15 protein-coding genes are annotated in these 18263 nt (G+C 62.3%); 1 reads left to right on the top strand and 14 read right to left on the bottom strand.

All coding sequences use genetic code 11. The features are described 5' to 3' along the window. Window positions 1-346 precede the first annotated feature (346 nt). From GKN89_RS23235 to GKN89_RS23215, 5 genes are all read right to left on the bottom strand, one after another. Window positions 347-769 carry a hypothetical protein gene (locus GKN89_RS23235; RefSeq protein WP_230329028.1) on the bottom strand — a complete coding sequence of 141 codons (423 nt, stop codon included), beginning with the start codon at window positions 767-769 and terminating at the stop codon, window positions 347-349. Between the two features lie 119 nt (window positions 770-888). Further along, the gene (locus GKN89_RS23230) at window positions 889-1395 is read right to left on the bottom strand and encodes a YbaK/prolyl-tRNA synthetase associated domain-containing protein (protein ID WP_063919671.1); all 507 of its coding nucleotides are present in this window, start codon (window positions 1393-1395) and stop codon (window positions 889-891) included. Window positions 1396-1421: 26 nt separating this feature from the next. Next, a complete protein-coding gene (locus GKN89_RS23225; RefSeq protein ID WP_154747855.1) occupies window positions 1422-2393 on the bottom strand; it encodes a threo-3-hydroxy-L-aspartate ammonia-lyase in 972 nt (323 codons plus the stop codon). Window positions 2394-2414: 21 nt separating this feature from the next. Then, window positions 2415-2804, bottom strand: a complete 390-nt coding sequence (locus GKN89_RS23220; RefSeq protein ID WP_019453413.1) for a RidA family protein — start codon at window positions 2802-2804, stop codon at window positions 2415-2417. Between the two features lie 54 nt (window positions 2805-2858). Further along, entirely contained in the window at window positions 2859-4133 is a 1275-nt protein-coding gene (locus tag GKN89_RS23215; RefSeq protein WP_154747854.1) for a cation:dicarboxylate symporter family transporter, read from the bottom strand. 316 nt (window positions 4134-4449) lie between these two features. Here GKN89_RS23215 and GKN89_RS23210 point away from each other — a divergent pair, with 316 nt between their 5' ends. Then, window positions 4450-5076 carry a transcriptional regulator gene (locus GKN89_RS23210; RefSeq protein ID WP_019453414.1) on the top strand — a complete coding sequence of 209 codons (627 nt, stop codon included), beginning with the start codon at window positions 4450-4452 and terminating at the stop codon, window positions 5074-5076. Window positions 5077-5173: 97 nt separating this feature from the next. Here GKN89_RS23210 and GKN89_RS23205 read toward each other — a convergent pair whose 3' ends face one another. The 9 genes from GKN89_RS23205 to fes all read right to left on the bottom strand — a co-directional run bounded on the left by GKN89_RS23205 (window position 5174) and on the right by fes (window position 18074). Beyond that, window positions 5174-5791 (bottom strand): DUF2238 domain-containing protein, encoded by a 618-nt coding sequence (locus GKN89_RS23205; protein WP_154747853.1) that lies wholly within the window; start codon window positions 5789-5791, stop codon window positions 5174-5176. 120 nt (window positions 5792-5911) lie between these two features. Then, window positions 5912-6931, bottom strand: a complete 1020-nt coding sequence (locus tag GKN89_RS23200) for a PQQ-binding-like beta-propeller repeat protein (protein WP_370456249.1) — start codon at window positions 6929-6931, stop codon at window positions 5912-5914. Between the two features lie 243 nt (window positions 6932-7174). Further along, window positions 7175-8035 (bottom strand): isochorismatase, encoded by an 861-nt coding sequence (locus GKN89_RS23195; protein WP_154747852.1) that lies wholly within the window; start codon window positions 8033-8035, stop codon window positions 7175-7177. 3 nt (window positions 8036-8038) lie between these two features. Then, a complete protein-coding gene (locus tag GKN89_RS23190) occupies window positions 8039-9667 on the bottom strand; it encodes a (2,3-dihydroxybenzoyl)adenylate synthase (protein ID WP_154747851.1) in 1629 nt (542 codons plus the stop codon). Between the two features lie 7 nt (window positions 9668-9674). Next, window positions 9675-10880, bottom strand: a complete 1206-nt coding sequence (locus GKN89_RS23185; protein ID WP_019453417.1) for an isochorismate synthase — start codon at window positions 10878-10880, stop codon at window positions 9675-9677. Window positions 10881-11092: 212 nt separating this feature from the next. Further along, window positions 11093-12361 (bottom strand): enterobactin transporter EntS, encoded by a 1269-nt coding sequence (entS, locus tag GKN89_RS23180; protein ID WP_019453418.1) that lies wholly within the window; start codon window positions 12359-12361, stop codon window positions 11093-11095. 175 nt (window positions 12362-12536) lie between these two features. After that, window positions 12537-16481: an enterobactin synthase subunit F gene (locus tag GKN89_RS23175; RefSeq protein ID WP_370520293.1), complete on the bottom strand. Its 3945-nt coding sequence runs from the start codon at window positions 16479-16481 to the stop codon at window positions 12537-12539. 32 nt (window positions 16482-16513) lie between these two features. Further along, a complete protein-coding gene (locus GKN89_RS23170; protein WP_019453420.1) occupies window positions 16514-16720 on the bottom strand; it encodes an MbtH family protein in 207 nt (68 codons plus the stop codon). After that, window positions 16695-18074: an enterochelin esterase gene (fes, locus tag GKN89_RS23165; protein ID WP_370520292.1), complete on the bottom strand. Its 1380-nt coding sequence runs from the start codon at window positions 18072-18074 to the stop codon at window positions 16695-16697. Before fes ends, GKN89_RS23170 begins: the two co-directional genes overlap by 26 nt. Window positions 18075-18263 lie beyond the last annotated feature (189 nt).

The raw sequence follows: 18263 nt of genomic DNA, 5'->3' as shown, positions 1-18263 counted from the left end.
GCGGGTTTTTCGCTTTCTGGGATACGGACTCTCCATCGAACTGCGTTCGATTATTCGGCCAAAGGCCTCACCCTGCGGGCCAGCGCTAAGCGCTGTTCAACACGGCGCCAGCGCCGGTTGTCCGAGTCCGGGCACCCTATTTAGAGAACCCAGCCTATGGCTGGGTTTTTGCTTTTCAGAGACAGGACTCTCCATCGAACTGCGTTCGATTATTCGGCCAAAGGCCTCACCCTGCGGGCCAGCGCTGAAGCTCTGTTCAACACGGCGCCAGCGCCGGTTGNAGAACCCAGCCTATGGCTGGGTTTTTGCTTTTCAGAGACAGGACTCTCCATCGAACTGCGTTCGATTATTCGGGCTTTCGTTGGCTCGGCGGAATCAGCCCAATCAGCGCCAGTACGCAAGATTTGGCGGCTAATACCAGATTGAGATGCCCGGGGAAAGCGACGTTGATGAACCAAAAGGCCAGGAAGATCGCCAGAGAAACCGGCCAGGCGAGCACGAAGAACCGGGTATCGCATAACCGCTGGGCGCAAAACAGCAGCGTCAGCACGATCGCCAACACGCCGAAAGGAAGATACAGAATCAGCCTCAGGTAAGAGGCGATGACATCGGCGAACGAAACGTTATTGATGACGGAAATCGTCAATTTCTGAAAGAATAATGCGTCGTTGTTATAGAGCTCTAAAAGATTTAACCACGCAAAGCTGAACCCTATCGTTAACGACATCCATACTGCGTATTCTTTGCGGGATAGGGGATTGGTGATCAAACTCAGTCTCTCGTTCAGCCAGCGGTTCCGAACAAAGGATATAGCATAAAAACGCTGAACCGGCGGTAAACGGCAGTTCAGCGTTGTTGTTCAACTCGTCTGAACAGACGCTCTTTTTCTCACTCCGCCATCGTCTCCGTACGCGCGAAATGAATAAACTCAGGCGCCGCAATACGCAGATAATCCTGCGCATTGAGCACCACGGAGCGTTGCAGATCGCCGGCGTTAAACGCAATGTCATCGTAACGCTCAAACAGCTCCGGATCGGCGACCAGCCTGAGCTGCGGGTGGAAGCTGAACGGCGGGATCGCCCCCGGCACGCAGGCCGTCAGGGTCGCGATTTCCGCCGGGCTGACCAACGACGCCTTTTTACCGCCCAACTCGGCCGCCAACCGCTGCAGATCCGCCTGACGGTCCGCCGCCAGCACCGCCAAAATGTAATGCTTGGCTCCGTCGATGCGCGTTTGGCACACCAGTGCCTTGGCGCCCTGCCCCTGTTCGGTGCCGCGCAATGCCGCTACCGCTTCGCAGCGCCCCTCCGCCGGATGTTCTATCACCCGGAATGCGGCCTCTCCGGCGCTCAGCAGCGCCACGACCTGCTCAAATACCGTCTTGTCTGTCACCATGGTTCTCTCTCGTCATCCGCCTGTTTCTATTGACCTGCCAGCAACTCGCCGTAGCGGCGAATGTCGACGTTGCCGCCGCTGATGATCACACCGACGCGTTTTCCCCGCAGCATCGATTTCTGCGCGCAGGCGGCGGCGAACCCCAGGCAGCCGGTTGGCTCCACCACCATTTTCATCCGTTCGGCGAAAAAGCGCATGGCGGTAATCAGCTCATCGTCGGTCACCGTCAGAATGTCGTCAACGTCCCGGCGGATAATCGGGAAAGTATGTTGGCCCAGATGCTGCGTCTGTGCACCATCGGCGAGGGTCTGCGGCGTCTCAATGTGAACGATGCGGCCGGTACGGAATGATTGCTGCCCGTCATTGCCCGCCAAAGGCTCTACGCCATAGACTCGGCAACCCGGCGACAGCCGACGCGCGGCGAGTGCAGAGCCGGCCAGCAACCCGCCGCCGCCCAGGCAAACGAACAGCGCGTCCAGTTCGCCGACCTCGTCGAACAGCTCTTTAGCCGCGGTACCCTGCCCGGCGATCACCTGCGGATGATCGTAAGGCGGGATCAGCGTTAATCCCTGTTGCTGCGCCAGATCCCGGCCGATCTGCTCGCGATCCTCATGATAACGGTTGTACTCCACCACTTTGCCGCCATAGCCGCGCGTCGCAGCCACTTTGGCCGCCGGCGCGTCGTGCGGCATAACGATCGTGGCGGGAATGTCGAGCAGCCTGGCAGCCAGCGCGATCGCCTGTGCATGATTGCCGGAAGAAAAGGCCACTACCCCGGCCTTGCGCTGCGCCGGAGAAAACTGCAGCAAGGCATTCATCGCACCGCGAAATTTAAAGGCGCCCATGCGCTGCAGGTTCTCGCATTTGAAAAATACGCTGGCGCCGAAATCGTCGTCAACCGTGCGTGAAGTCTGCACCGGCGTGCGGTGAGCATAATCCTTGATGCGCGCGGCGGCGGCGGCCACGTCGTCATAAACGGGTAAAATCAAATCGGTCATAGCGTTACCTGTCAGTAAGGGTTAAAGGGCGGCCAACGCGACAGCTTCCACTTCCACGGCGGCGCCATAATGCAGCTGCGATACGCCGGCCACCGCGCGCGCAGGGCGAAACTCGCCGATCCATTCGGCATACAGCGCATTGAAGGTCGGCCACAAATCGATATCCGTCAGATAGACGCGCACCTGAACCAGTTGCGCGCGGCCGACGCCGGCCCCTGCCAGGCAGGCATCCAGATTGTCGAGCACCTGGCGGACTTGCCGCGCGAAAGGTTCGCCGGCAAGACTCTCACCGGAAAAGGCGATCGGCAATTGGCCAGAGATATAGACCGTCCCATTGGCCGTGCAACTGGGTGAGTAATGACCGGCGGGAGGAAAGCCGCCGGATCCGTTGTAAACCACATCATGCTTCATATTTAATCCTTGCACAGGTTCGAAAAGCCCTGCGGCAACCGCGCAGGGCGGCATTCAGACGGGTTTGCGCACGGCAGCTTCAGGCAGCCTCGCCTGAAAACCCACACGCTCTTTCTGCCAGTAAGAAATCGCCATGGTCGCCACGCCGTTGCCGGCCACGTTGGTCAACGTACGCATGGTATCCATCAAGCGATCCACGCCAAGAATCAGCGCCAGCCCCTCCATCGGTATCTCTGGAAACATCAACAGCGAAGCGGACAGCGTGACGAAAGCGCCGCCCGTCACGCCGGCTACGCCTTTCGAGGTCAGCAGAAACACCATCAATAGGCCAGCCTGTTGCGCCAGGCTCAGCTCCAAACCGGCGGCCTGAGCGATAAACAGCGCCGCTAACGTCATGTAGATTGAAGAGCCGTCCAGATTCAAGGAGTAACCGGTCGGCACGACAAAACCGACGGTGGCTTTACTACAGCCGGCCAATTCAAGTTTTTTCATCAGGCCCGGCAAGGCGGCTTCCGATGAGGTGGTGGTAAAGGCGATGATCAGCTCTTCCCTGATGAGTTTTAAGAAACCGAACAGGCTAAAACGGGTCAACCAGGCCACCACGGAAAACACCACCACAATGAGGAACAGACACCCCAGATAGACCAGCCCCACCAATTTCATCACCGGCATCAGCGCGCCAATGCCGTATTTGCCCAGCATGAACGCCGCCGCGCCAAATACGCCAACGGGCGCCAGCTTGAGGATGATATTGACCACTTTGAAGGTGGCTTCGGTAAGCAGATTCACCAAATCAACCACCGGCTTGCCTTTATCGCCCATTGCGTACAGCGCATAGCCAAACAGCAGAGCCACCAACAAGATTTGCAGCATGATGCCGCTGGCTAACGCATCAACCACCGTTTTCGGGATAATGCTCATCACGAAGTCCACGCCTTGCAGGGGCTCCGCCGGTTTAAGCACCGTGGCGGCATCAGCATGCAAGGCCAGCCCCTTACCCGGCTCAAACAGATTGCCCATCACCAGGCCGATCAGCAGTGCCAACGTGCTGACCGCTTCGAAATAACAGACCGAGATCATGCCCAGGCGACCAACGCCGGCACCGCGTTTAACCTGCGCAAAACCGGCCACCACGGTGAGAAACACAATCAGGCCGGCCACCATTTTGATCAGCTTGACGAAGGCCGCCGCCAGCGGATTGAGCTGAGCGCCAATTTGCGGCCACAGCACTCCCAGCGCGCCACCGGCCGCCAGCCCTACCACCAACTGAAAGGTCAGCGTGGAGTAAAAAGGTTTTCGTGCAGAACCGACGACTGAAGTTGCAGACATTATTGTTCTCCATGCCCTTGCGGGCCGTTGAAGCTAGCGCTGAAAAACCCCGGTGTGTGCGATACGGCTTTTAACGCACGAACATTGTCATACTCAAAACAAATAATCTAAAATTAGAAAATAAGTCCAATGATAATGTTATATACCTGCGCGACAGTCAAATGCTAATCGGGAAGTGCAGAATTGGGAGCAGGATCATTTTTAGTGTCGCCAGGCGCCAGATGAAAACCGCCGTGCGCCGCACTTGTGGTATGTTCTTCATCTGGATCTGGTTCGAAATGAGCCAACGCCGCCAAGAGAGTGATCGGAGTGCCCTATGCCTGAAGTGCCGGAAAATTTGCTGTTATCCCAGTTAAACGTGATTGCCGAGGGGCTGAGCGCCACCTTCGCGCCGTTTTGCGAAGTGGTGGTTCACGATCTGCAAAATCCCGAACACGCCATTTTGGCGATCCACAACAACCTGTCCGGACGAGAAGTCGGCCAAGCGGCGACGGAACTTGGCCTGGCTCGCATCGCTTCGGCGGAGTTTCCCAGCGTGATCGCCAACTACGGCAACCAGTTCGCCGATGGTCGCCCGGCGAAAAGCACCTCGATCGGCATCAAGAATGCGCAGGGCGACTACGTCGCCGCACTCTGTTTAAACGTTGATATGACGCTGTTCCGCGGCATGCAAAGCGCGCTGGCGCAGTTCACGCAAACGGCGGCCGGCGCGGTGACGGAACACCTGGAGCCCAGCGGCGCGGAGGCCATCCGCAACCGTATCGATCGCTTCGCCGCACGCCACGCCACCACGCCGCGCGCGCTGAAAACGCCGGACAGAAAGCGGTTGATTCAAGAACTGAGGGAGCAAGGTCTGCTCGAGGTGAAAAAGGCGATGGAAATCGTGGCGCAGCACCTCGGCGTTTCCCGCGCTTCGGTGTATCTCTATGCGAAAGAAGAGTGAAAAGGCGGCGCCTTTCAGCCCCGCCTGGTTACTTTACGTTTTTTCATAGAAAACCCGCCATACGGCGGGCTATTGCTATGTGATCATTTGAGGTTTATCAGCCTAAGCGAGAGATTTGCCGATCCTGCCAGCGCCCGAACAGCAACAGGCCGCATATCGCCCCGAGCAGCGCGCAGAACATGTCGGACTGGGTGTCCCACGGGTCGCCCTGGGTGCCGAGAAACTCGTCGGCGCCCTGGCCCAGCGCCAGCGCCGCCCACCATTCGATCAGCTCATACAGGGCGCTGATCGCCAGCGCGATGCAGCACACCACGAAGCCCAGCATCTTGCGCCCCTGTACATAGCCGCCGCGCAGCAGGATCTCGCGCGCCGCCAGCGCCGGCACCAATCCCTGAAAGAAATGCCCCAGTTTGTCGTACGGGTTGCGATCAAGATCCAGCCACTGCTGCACCTCAAACCCCAGCGGCACGCGGGCATAGCTGTACATACCGCCGAAAATCAGAATCAGCGCGTGGAAGAAAATCAGCGTGTAGAGCAGCGGCGTCAGCGGGTAGCGGCGGTGGGTCAGCCACAGCAGCGGCAAAACAATCAAGGCCGGTGCCACTTCCATCAGCCAGGTGGTGCGATCGTAAGGATGAATGCCGCTGTGGATCAGCGCCGCCAGCAGCAGCAGGGTGATCACAGACAACAACAGCGGAGAGCGTGAAACGGGCATATCCAACGTTCCTTCGGGTCAATAAGGCAATCCCCTCTTTATACCGCAGATCGCACGGCGAAAAAAAACAGGCGGAGCGTCGCCGCTTCGCCTGTTCGAGGTGTGCTTATCTGGGTGAGATTATTTCAGCGCTACGCGGATCACGTCGTCCGGCGCGGTCGCTTCTTTCTCGCGGCTGGAAGCCTGTTTGACGCTGACATACAGCGTTTGGCCATCCGGCGACAGCGCCAGGCTGTTCGGATGGGTCGGCGTCTTGATGGTGTTCAGCACCTTGTAGCTCTTGGCGTCGATCACGCTCACTTCGCCCGCCTGGCGATGGGTAACGTAAACCTCATTGCGCGCCGGGTTGAACAGCACCGCCAGCGATTCCGGCACGTCGATCTTGCTCAGGATGTTGCCGTTGCGGGTATCCACCACCAGCACCTGCGGCTGCTTGGAATCGGTGATGAAAGCGCGGTGAGTGGCGGTATCCAGGCTGATATTCAGGAAGAAGTGCTCTTTAGACTCATCCAGCTTCTTGCGCGACAGCACCTTGTTGCTCTGGGTGTCGATGGTCACCAGCTCGCCGTCGGCGTTGGTGACGTACAGGCGTTTGGCGGCGGCGTCCAGCGCCAGGCCGGTGCCGTATTTGCCGGTGTCGGTCACGGTGGCGCGCAGGGTCAGATCCTTGCCGTCCACCACCCACACCACGCTGGAATCCCCCAGCCCGGTGATGTACAGCGTATCGCTGTCGGCATCCGCCACCAGTTCGCGCGGCGCCAGCGGCTTAACGGTTTCGGAGCGCTGGCGCGCGTCCAGCACCAGGCGGCCTTTCACGTCGCCGGTTTTGGCGTCGATCGCGGTTACCGAGTTATTGACGGTGTTGCCGAAGAACAGCGTGCCGGTCTTGGCATTGACGGCGGCGCCAAACGGCTTGATGTCGTTATGGATAATCTGGGTCACATCCAGCGTGGTCGGATCCAGACGGTAGACGATGCCGCCCTTGTCCAGCTTGCGGCTCTGCGAGGTGGCCAGGTAGAGCGCGTTTTCGCTCGGGCTGTAAGCCATTTCATAAGCGCCTTTGCCGACCGGCTTGCGCAGCACTTCCGGCGCGGTTTGCGCCTGCAAGGTGTTGGAGAACAGCAGCGTGGACAGCAGCATCAGCGGGAATGCCGCACGTTTTCCCTTGGTAATCAAAGTATTCATCAAAATCTCCTTATGTCCTTCATACTTGCAGCTACATCGGTGTTGGCTGCGCTCGCTCGCCCCAGTCACTTACCTGAGTAAGCTCCTGGGGACTCACGTTCTTGCCGCCTTGATGCAGCTGCAACTATTTTGGATATGGCTCAAAAGAGCGGCGTTTTATGTCAAACCAGACGGCCGCCGCATTATCGTTATTAAAAATCAGGCTTTCTCTTCGGAAAGCAGCGCCCACCAGCTGTCGATGGTCGGGTTGCGCGCCAGCGCGATAAAGTCGATGTCGCTGCGGATCTTGCGCCAGCGAGTCGCCAGTTCCATGATGCGCACCGAATCCAGCCCGTAATCGATCAGGTTTTCATCGTTGCCCATGTCCTCGCTGTCTTCGTCCAGCAACGGCAGGATCTGCTGACGCAGCGCATCGATGCTGGCGATACCGACCGCCGGCAGCAGAGACGCGGTGGTCACCACCCGGCCGCAGCGGCCGGCGGTGTAGCGCAGCGCCATCAGGTGTTCGTCGCGCGAGAAGTCCGCCAGGCCGTCGGCCACCATGAACGGCTGGATGTTGCGCATGAAGGCGTCGATGGCGGTGGTCAGGCAGCCGATGTGCGCATACACGCCGCAGATGATCAGCTGATCGCGGCCGGACTCCTGCAGGATCTCCTGCAGCGGCGAGCGATGGAAGGCGCTGTAGCGCCATTTCACCAGCACCGTGTCGTCTTCGTCCGGCGCCAGCGCAGCGGTCACGGCCTGCTGCTCAGGGTGTTTGTTCAGGCCCGGCCCCCACATGTCGTTCAACAGCGCGCGATCTTCATCGCTCTGCTGGTTCGGCTGCGCGGTATAGAACACCGGGATGCCCTGCTGCTTGCAGTAGCGGCGCAGGTTGGCGATGTTCTCCACCACCTGTTTAATCAGCGCGCTGTCCTCGCCCCAGAAGTTGAGGAAATACTGCTGCATATCGTGGATCAACAGCGCGGCGCGCTGCGGCTCCACCTGCCAGGTGACTTTATTTTGCGGCAGTTCGTCCGCCGTCGGCAGCGCGTAATCATTAAGTTTTGGAATGGCCATCGATTAATCTCCCTGAGCCTGAGTCTGTAATTGCGCTTCGAGCTGCTGGCGCAGCCGTTTTTTGTCCACTTTGCCGACCGGGGTCAGCGGCAGGCTGTCCACCTGAATAAAGCGATCCGGCAGTTTGAAGTCCGCCACGCCCTGTTCACGCAGGTGACGGCGCAGCACCACCGGTTTCAGCGGCGCGTTGGCGATGATATAGGCGCAGCTCTTCTCCCCCATCAGCGCGTCCGGCATCGATACCAGCGCGGCATTGATCACGTCCGGATGGCGCAGCAGCAGGTTCTCGATCTCCTCGGCGGCGATCTTCTCCCCGCCGCGGTTGATCTGGTCTTTTTGCCGCCCCTGCACGGTGATGTAACCGTCTTCGCTGATGCTGATCAGATCGCCGGAGCAGTAGAAACCGTCGGCGTCGAAAGCATCGGCGTTGTGCGCCGGGCTCTGGTAGTAACCGCGGAAGGTGTAAGGCCCGCGCGTCATCAACCGCCCGACCTCGCCCGCCGGCAACGGATTGCCGTCGTCATCCGCCACCCATACCTCGTCGTCCGGCGACATCGGCCGCCCTTGCGTCGCCAGGATGTGGCGCTCGTCGTCGTCCAGTCGGGTGTAGTTCACCAGCCCTTCCGCCATGCCGAACACCTGCTGCAGTTGGCAGCCGATTTCGTTCTGAATGCGCGCCGCCAGCGTTTCGCCCAGCTTGGCACCGCCCACCTGCAGCAGTTTCAGGCTGACGAGCTGGGCATTGCCGCCCCACTCTTCGATCGCCTGCAGCCACAGCGTGACCGCCGGCGGCACCAGCGCCGTCACGTTGATTTGGTGCTGTTCGATCAGGCGGAAACATTGCCCGGCGTCCGGATCGGCGGCGAACACCACCAGCCCGGCGCCATAAAACACACCCAGCACGCCCGGCGAACTCATCGGATAGTTGTGCGCCACCGGCAGCGCGCACAGATAGCGGGTCTGCGCATCGAAACGGCAGATCTCCACGCTGCGGCGAATGCTGTAGTAGTAGTCATTGTGGGTGCGCGGGATCAGCTTCGGCGTACCGGTGCTGCCGCCGGAAAGCTGGAAGAACGCCACCTGATCGGCCGCGGAAGGCTGCGCGACGAAATCGTCGCTCGCTTCGCCCAGCCAGGCGGCCAGCGCCAGCTCTCCCTCGGCCTGGCTGCGCAGCGCCACGACCCGCAGCGAAGGATGCGCATCGCGGAAGGCGCTCAGGAATTGATCGTCGGCAAACAGTGCGTGCTGACGATCGGCGATCAGCAGCGCCGGTTTGATCTGCTCGGCATAGGCGTTCAGCTCGCTGCGCTGATGGCTGAACAGCGCGTTGACCGGCGCCACGCCAATTTTCAGCAGCGCGAAGAACACGATATAGAACTCCGCCACGTTGCCCAGCTGCACCAGTGCGGTGTCGCCGGATTTCACGCCGCGGCGCAGCAAAGCGGCCGCCAGGCGATCGGAGCGCTGCTGCAGTTCGCGGTAGGACAGGCTGCCCTGGGCGTCGATGATCGCCGGAGCGTCGTTGTTGGCCTGGCGTTCGAGGATCTCGGTCAGCGGCTTGTCAATCCAGTAGCCGCGCTCGCGATAGCGGCTGGCGAACTCCACCGGCCAGGGGGTAAAGGCAATGCTCATCTTGTCGTTATCCTTGATTCATACCAAAGGCACGCAGAATGGTGCTGAGTTTGGTGCCTGTTTCATGCCATTCAGATTCGGGTGAAGAGTCTTCCACGATGCCGGCGCCGGCGAACAGCCGTACCCGGTTGCCGTCAACGGTGCCGCAGCGGATAGTCACTACCCACTCGCCGTTGCCTTCGTCGTCGCACCAGCCGACGATGCCGCCGAACAGGCCGCGATCGAACGGCTCCAGCTTGCCGATCAGGGCGTGCGCCTCGGCCGTCGGCATGCCGCACAGCGCCGGCGTCGGGTGCAGCAGGCAGGCCAGCGACAGGGCGTTTTCGTCGGGAGATGCCGCCTCGCCGTCGATCGGCGTGGAGAGATGCCACAGCGTGGTGGTGGTCAATAATTCAGGGGTTTGCGGCACGTTCAGGTAGCGGCAGCGGCCGGCCAGCACGTCACGCATGCTTTCGGTGACGATGCGATGCTCGTGGCGATCTTTCGCCGAGGCCATCAGCCGCTCTCCCACTTCGCGATCGCGCTGCGGGTCGGCCTCGCGCCGGGCGGAACCGGCCAGCGGGTTGGAATAGAAACGGCCGCCGTCCTGACGCAGCAGCAATTCGGGGCTGGCACCCAACAGTGCGCCCTGCTCCAGCGGCACATGGAAATGGAAACCGTGCGGGTTCTGGGCAATCACGCGCGCCATCAGCGCATGGCGATCCACCGGCTGACGCGTTTCGATCTCCAGCAGGCGCGACAAGACCACTTTGTCCAACTCACCGGCCTTCATCGCGTCGACGGCGTCGCTGACCATGTTCATGAACGGCTGCTGTGGCGGCAGCTCCGTTACCCCGGCCAGCTCCGGCCCGTCCGCCGCCGGCCTAACGCCGGCCATAAAGGCGGCGCGATCGAACCAGCGGCTCTGCTGCGGAATAAACAGCGCCGAAGGCTGCCGGGTATCGAACGGGATGGCGCCGCACAGCAGCGGCTTTTTGATGCCGGCCTGTCGGGCCTCGGCAAACGCCTGCCGTACGCTGCGCTGGAACTCGCCGTTCAGATCGGCGCCGTCTGCGGCCGGCAGGCGAATGCGGCTGAAACAACCGGTGGTGGTCAGACTGCGGAAAGGAGAAGTAAAGAAGAAGCCCGACGCCGGAGAAAAATCAGCGGCAAATCGCTGCTCTTCGCACTCCTGCACTTCCTTTCGATTGATGTCGTTCACGGCAGTATCCATCGCTTCGCCCTCAAGAATTTGAAGTGATAACCAATATAATAATGATTATCATTTGAGTTAATTCCGCGCTAAATTACTCGCCGATATTTGCTATGTCAATAAACGTAAGCACTTCTTTCATTTCGAAATCATGACATAAACGCTGTGGGTTTTACGCATGCCGATGATAAGCATTGCTATTTGATCCCACAGCGTCGAATTAACGCATCGAGTTACTTTTCACTGGCCGGCTGAGGCTCGTTCTGCGGCTCCGGTTTGTGCATCGTGACCTGACGTAAACCGGTCATGGCGAACAACAGCAGGATGCCGAGCGCCGCCGCGCCGAAGCCAAAGCCGCTGGCGCTCATCGCCGGCAGCATAAAGGCGCCCATCGCCCCCAGCAGCAACGCGCCCAGCGCATCGCCCACCACGTTCTGCGCCGTCCACAGGCCATTGATGCGGCCGAGGAAGTTGTCCGGCGTCAGGCTCTGGATCAGACCGTATTGCAGCAGCGAGTTCAGCGCGCTCAGGTAGCCGAAAGCCACCAGACACAGCAACGCCAGGCTGTACCACGGCATCAGGCCGAACAGGCCAATGGCGGCGAACGCCGCGATTGCCGTCAGCAGCATCACCCAGCCGGGGCGCGCCACGTGCGCCACGCGCCCGCTGGTGAACGCGCCGATGGCCGCGCCGAGCGGCACGGCGGCGTACATATAACCGAGGTGGGCAGCGTCGATGTGCCAACCTTCCGCCATCGCCGGGTACAGCACGCGCACCGCGCTGGCCATGGTCAGCAGCGCGCCGATCAGCGCCACCATGCCGATCACCTTGTTCTGGAACAGGAAAGCGAAACCGCCCGCCAGCGCGCGCAGCGGGTGTTCACGCGGCTGCGGCGGCGGCATCAGCTGCGGCAGGCTCAGCAGCGGCAGCAACGTCAGCAGGGTGCCGAACGCCGCCAGACCGTAGTTCCAGGCGATGCCCATATGGGCGATCACCAGGCCGCCGATCGCCGGAGAAAGAATCGAGCCGAAGCGCACCGTCAGCATGCTGATGGCGCCCGCCTGCACGATGTTTTCGCGGCCCACCAGCGCCGGCGTGGCCGCCAGCAGCGCCGTCACCCCCACCGCGCCGAAGAAGCCGTCCCACACCGCCAGCAGATAAATGGCCGCCAGCGAAGGCGACGGCAGCAGGGCGTTGAGACACAGGCCGACAAAACCGACGCCGCAGGTGGAACGCGCAAACAGAATCAGCCGGCGTCGCTCATAGCGATCGGCCAATACCCCTCCCATCAACAGCCCAGCGAACATGCCGCCGCCGGCCAGCGTCACCGCCAGCCCGACCTGCAGGGTGGAACCGGTCAACGCCTGGATCTGCACCGGGATGGCGATCGCCATCAACCCCAGCGCCACAATGGAGATAAAGCGCGCGCAGAACACCGCGCGGAAAGCCCGGTTGGTTTTCAGCAGGCTAAAATCAAGCAGGATGGAGGGTTTGCTACTCATCGGTTGTTCACCACATCTTTAAACGGGGATTCTGCAGTTGCGGGGCGCTATGCTAGCACAGATGACGAAATCAATAATGATAATAAAACTCATTGATATTCAATTGTGAGCGACCGCAAGAAACGCCGCCAAACGCGGGATAATCCCCGTGTCTGGCGGCGGGATGAGGGCGTCATTACAGCGTGCGCAAGATCCGGTTCAGCAGCGGCCCCAGCACTTTGAACGACGCCGGCGAAACGATATCGACGTGCGCACAGTCCAGCTCGTGCGCCTGCAGCGCATCGACGTACTGCGACCAGGTTTGCTGCACGTCCATCCCTTCCTGCAGCGTGCGTTTAGCGACGAACAGCGTCGCCTGGCCGTGGAAACGGGCGGTGCGGGTACGCGACAGCAACCGCACCGAATCGGCGTAGTTAGCTTCGATATTGTCGAACATCGCCGTGCGCGTCTCGCCTAGCGCCGGATCGAGCGTGTCCTGCGACACCGCCAGGAACTGCTCGCGCTCGCGCTGCACTTCCTTCAACACGTTGTCGTCCAGCATCACGTCCCAGTTTTGGGTCTCCGGCGGATAGGTATCCAGCAGGCCGAGGAACGCCACCTGCTCGCCGCGCGCCTGCAGCCGGGCGGCGATGCCCTGCGCCAGCGTGCCGCCAAGCGAATAACCGATGAAGTGGTACGGCCCGTGCGGCTGCACCTGCAACACCGTCTGCAAGTGGGCATCCACTACCTGATCCATGTCTTCGCTCAGCGCCAGCGGGCCATCCGGCCGCGGCGACTGGATGCCGACCAGCGACCAGTGTTGGTCGAGATAGCGCGGCAATACGCTGAACTGCCAGGAGAAGCCGGATGCCGGATGCAGACAGAACAGCGTCGGCCCCTCGGTGACGCGCAGCGGCAACACGCTGTCGAAGCCACTGCGATCGGCCTCTTCCTGCGTGCGATCTTCCGCCAGCAAGGCGGCCAGTTGCTCAACGCGCGACGCCACCATCACCTGGCCGACGGACACCGCCTTGCCCAGATCGCGGCGCAGCTCCGCCGCCAGGCGCATCGCCAGCAGCGAATGGCCGCCGAGCGCGAAGAAATCGTCGTCGGCGAACACCTGCTCGCGCTGCAGCAAACGGGCGAATACCGCCGCGATCTCGCTTTCCAACCCGGCCTGCGGCGGCCGTCCTGCCTTGCGTTCACCGCCCTGCGGCTGCGGCAACGCCTTGCGATCCAGCTTGCCGTTGGCGCTCAGCGGCAAATCCTGCATTTCCACCAACGCCACCGGCACCATGTGCGGCGGCAGGCGGTCGGCCAGCGCCGCACGCAAAACTTCCGCATCCCAGCTCGCGCCGGGTTGCATCACCAGATAACCCACCAGCTGGCGCGCATCGCCGCCGGCGTCCACCGGCGTGCCCTGCAACACCAGCGCGTGCGTCACCGCCTGGCGCACGCCCGGCAGCGACAGCAAGGCGTGGTCGATTTCACTCAGCTCGATACGCTGCCCGCGGATCTTCAGCTGATCGTCGCTGCGGCCCAAATATTCCACCGCGCCGTCCGGCAGCCAGCGCGCCACGTCGCCGGTGCGGTACATCCGTCCGCCCTCGCCGAACGGATCGGCGACAAAGCGGCTGGCGGTCAGATCCGGCCGGCCAAGGTAGCCGTGCGCCAGCTGCACGCCGGTCAGATACAGATCGCCCGCCACGCCCGGCGGCACCGGCCGCAGGCGCGCGTCCAGAATGCGCAACCCGGTGTTCCATACCGGCAGGCCGATCGGCACGTTGGCGCCGGTCACCTTCGCCAGCGCGTCGCCGTAGGCCGGATGCCAGGTCACGTCCACCGCCGCCTCGGTCGGGCCGTAGAGGTTGTGCAACGGCACCGCCGTGCGGCTTTGCCACAGGCGGCACAGCTCCGCCGGCAGCGCTTCGCCGCTGCAGAACACCTGGCGCAGCGCGGCGCAGCTCGCCACCGCCGCGTCGTCGTCCAGGGCAGCGACGAAGGCCGCCAGCATCGACGGCACGAAGTGCAGCGTGGTAATGCGATGTTGTGCGATCAGCTGTTGCAGCTGCTGCGGGTCGCGGTGCGCCTCCGGCGGCGCCATCACCAGCCGGGCGCCGACCATCAGCGGCCAGAAGAATTCCCACACCGAGACGTCGAAACTGCATGGCGTTTTCTGCAGCACCGCGTCGTCCGCCCCCAGCGGGTACTGGTGCTGCATCCACAGTAAGCGGTTGACGATCGCCTGATGGCCGACCAGCACGCCTTTCGGACGCCCGGTGGAGCCGGAGGTAAAGATGATATAGGCCGCATGGTCCGGCGTCGGGCCCGCGATCGCCACCCCAGCGGCGTGATCGGCCGCCAGCGGCGCGTCATACAGCAAGATTTCGCCCTTGTCGGCGAAACGCGCCTGCTGCGCCGGGTTGGTGATGACCAGCCGCGGCGCGGCGTCTTCCAGCATCATCGCCAGCCGCTCGTCCGGATAACCGGTGTCCAGCGGCAGATAGGCGGCGCCCGCTTCCACGATCGCCATCAACGCCAGCGACAGGAACACCGAACGCGGCAGTGCCACCGCCACGATGTCGCCCGGTCGCACGCCCTGCGCCACCAGTTGGCGCGCCAGCGCCGTGACCTGCTCGCGCGTTTCGCGGTAGGTGAAGCTGAAATGCGCATCCGCCAGCGCCGGTGCGTCCGGCGTGGTTTTCGCCTGCTGCGCCAGCAGCTGGCTCAGCGTGGTCGCCGGCACCGGGTGCGCCGTGTCGTTGACCCGCGCCAGCAGCGCGTGATCGTCGGCGGTCAGCATATCGGCTTCGCCGATCGGCAACGTTGCCTGCGCGGCGAACTGCGCCAGCAGCAGCGGCAACCGCTGCAGATGCGCCAGCAGTTCCTGACGGCTGTAACGCTCGGCGTTGGCCAGCAGTTCAACCTTCAGCTGATGGTGTTCGTCGATAAACAGCGCAATCTCCAGATCGCGCACCGGCCCGGAGGCCAGATCGTGGGTAATGCCTTCGATACCGGCGAAATCCAGCTGGTAATCGAACATTTTGAAGTTGAAGACCGTACCGTACAGCGGTTCGCCGTCGCCGATGCGCCCCAGATCGCGCTGTACCTGTTCGGCATCGTAGCGCTGATGGCGGCGCACCGTTTTCAGCTCGCGGCTGATGCGGGTGGCGGCCTCATACAGCGTGGCCTGCGGCTCGAGGTGCATCTCCATCGGCAGCACGTTGATCACCGGGCCGGCGGCGCACAGGGCGGCCGATCCGGTACGGCGCATGAAGATAAAACCGGCGCTGAAGCTCGGTTGGCCGCTCAGACGCGACACCCACAGCGCCACCAGCGCCACCGCCATATCGGCGGCGTTCAGCTTCTGCTGCGCGCCGCACTGCACCAGTTCGGCGAAGGCCTGCGGATCGCAGCGCTGTTCCAGCCGGTGGATGCGCGGCGTGGGCGTTTGCCCGGCCAGCGGCTGCGGGCAGAGCGTGGCCGGTGGCGGCAGCTGCCGTGCTTTTTCGAGCCAGAAATCGGCGTCGCGCTGCCAGGCCGGGGCCTGCCAGTAAGCCTGGTATTCCGCCACCACGTCGCTGAACGCCGTGAAAGGCGTCGGTTCCAGCGCGTCGCCGCGGCAAAGGTGGCTATAAATCGCCGCCACGCGGCGCGCGATGGCGGTGAAGCTGAAACCGTCCACCAGCAGATGGTGATAGCGCTGATACCAGAACCAGCGGTCATCCGCCAGGCGCATCACCACATGACGATACAGCGGCGCGCCGCTGCCGGCGCGCAGATCGCTCGCCAGATCGATATCCATCAGCGCGCGTGCCGCGGCTTCGGGGTCCGGCGACGCCGTCAGATCAACAAGTTCCGGCGCGTGTATCGCCAGCGTGTCATCCAGCCATTGCACCGGCACGCCGTCGCGTTCCGCAAAACGCAGGCGCAGCATGTCCACCTCGCCCAGGCCCTGAGTAATGGCCTGCAGCAAAGGTTCCACGGCGACAGGGCCGTTGAGTTCGATGGCGTGCGCCACCGCGTAAGCATTGCGATGCGGGGAAATTTGATCGGCGACCCAAATGCCGGGTTGCGCCGCGACCAGCGGCCATTCGCCCGCAAGCGCCGGGCCGCTGAGAGAGTTAGGGGTGTGTGACACTGCTTATTGCTCCCGTGATTACCTGGCGCCGGTCACGCCTCGCGTGCTGCGACCGGCAGAATGTCTTGCCAATGCTGTTCCAGCCATTCGGCGCACTCGGTGCGCGCCGCCGGGCCGAAGACGATCGTCCACTCGGACGGAATGGCGCGGAAATCCGGCCACAAACTGTATTGTTGTTGTACGTTGCGCAGCACCAGGCTGCGCTGCTGTAGATCATCGAACGGATTCAGGCTTTCCATCATGTGTTCCTCGTGCCGTTGCCGTCGCCGATGCCGGATAAGCTGTGGCGAAAGCGGAAGCCCATACCGCCTGCAGCCCGTCGGTCAGGCCGCTGCGCCAGCACAGCGCGTCATGCCCGCCTTCCACCACCCGGTAGTGCACCCGATGGCCGGCGTCGCTCAGGCGTGCCGCCATTTCGCCGCTGACCCGATGCACCAGCTTTTCCTGCGAACCGGCTTCCATAAAGACCTTCAGCGCGCCGTGGTTGCCCAGGCCGTGACGTTCTACCTGCTGCATCAGCCAGCAGGCGTCGTCGGGAATGCTCGGCAGCTGCAGCATGTCGCGCCGCGGCCACCAGTAGGAACCGGACTGGGTGATCACCGCACCGAAGCGCTGCGGCCAGCGCAGCCCGGCATACAGGGAGGCCAGGCCGCCAAAGCTTTGCCCCGCCACCACCGTATCGGCCGGTTTGTCGCTGTGCGGCGCCCAGTCGGCCAGCTGCGGCATCAGTTCTTCCTGCACCGCCAGCCAGAAGTCGTCTTTGCAGGTCAGTTCGCGCGACCGGTGCGGCAGATCGATGATATCGATCAGCACATACACCGCTTCCGGCAACGCCCCTTCGCGGGTCAGCTGCATCAGCGGCTCCCAGACCGGCATCTGCTTCGCCCAGAATTGGCCGTCGAGCAGGATAGCCAACGGGCGCTCGGCCGGCTTGCTGTCGCCGGTGGTGTAAATCCAGACGTCGCGGCTGTTGCCGAGACGCTCGCTCTGCCAGGTATGGCGCTGCAAACGCGCCGGCAGCGGCGGCGTGCAGCGCCCGCTGGCTATTTCATACTCATCGAACGAACGCCATACCGGCTGCGGCGGCGCATCCGGCATGTGCAGGCCGGAGACGCTGTGGCCGCTGGCGCTTTGCCAGGAGCGGTACGGGTTGAGCAGATCGGGGGTGGCGCTGGCGAACACCTGGTGCCACCAGTGCCGCAGGTTGTGCATGTTGGCGTGCGCATCGTCGCCGCTGAACGCCGGCGGCCGCTCGTCAAAGCAGGGGATAAAGCAGTAGCTGCCGCGCCAGGCGCCGCTCAGCTCGGTCTGCCAGTACCACACGTCGGTGCCGGCCAAACGCTGCAGGCTTTGCGGCGGATTCGACTGATGATGGTCGGTCAGGCAGTTGATGTTGATCCACACGCGACGGTAGGCGGAGGTCAATTCGCATCCCTGAGGATCGCGCCAGAAAAAGGTGGTTCGCCACCGGCCGTTACCCGCCGGTTCTACCCATGGCGTACCGCGTCGTGCCACCGTCAACCACCACCCTGGACTGCCCGCATTGCTGCTGGCCAATAATCTGCTGCTTTCTGACTGTAGTTCTGTATTCACAACGCCTACCCATTTTGTAGTTGGCGGCACCGGGAACGTCGACTTTTCCCTATCGCCGGCCACCGCCCGAACGCACTGTACGCCAAATACTATTGATAATAATTTGCATTTGCAATAGTGTGTAAGGCTTGGAGATCGTGCTGGTATTGCGCGCAACGGACAGGGATCGGGGATACATCAATGGCATCC

The sequence above is a fragment of the Serratia sp. YC16 genome (genome assembly GCF_009707615.1).
In the GTDB taxonomy this organism is placed as follows: domain Bacteria; phylum Pseudomonadota; class Gammaproteobacteria; order Enterobacterales; family Enterobacteriaceae; genus Serratia; species Serratia surfactantfaciens.
This window is presented reverse-complemented; position numbering and strand designations above follow the sequence as displayed.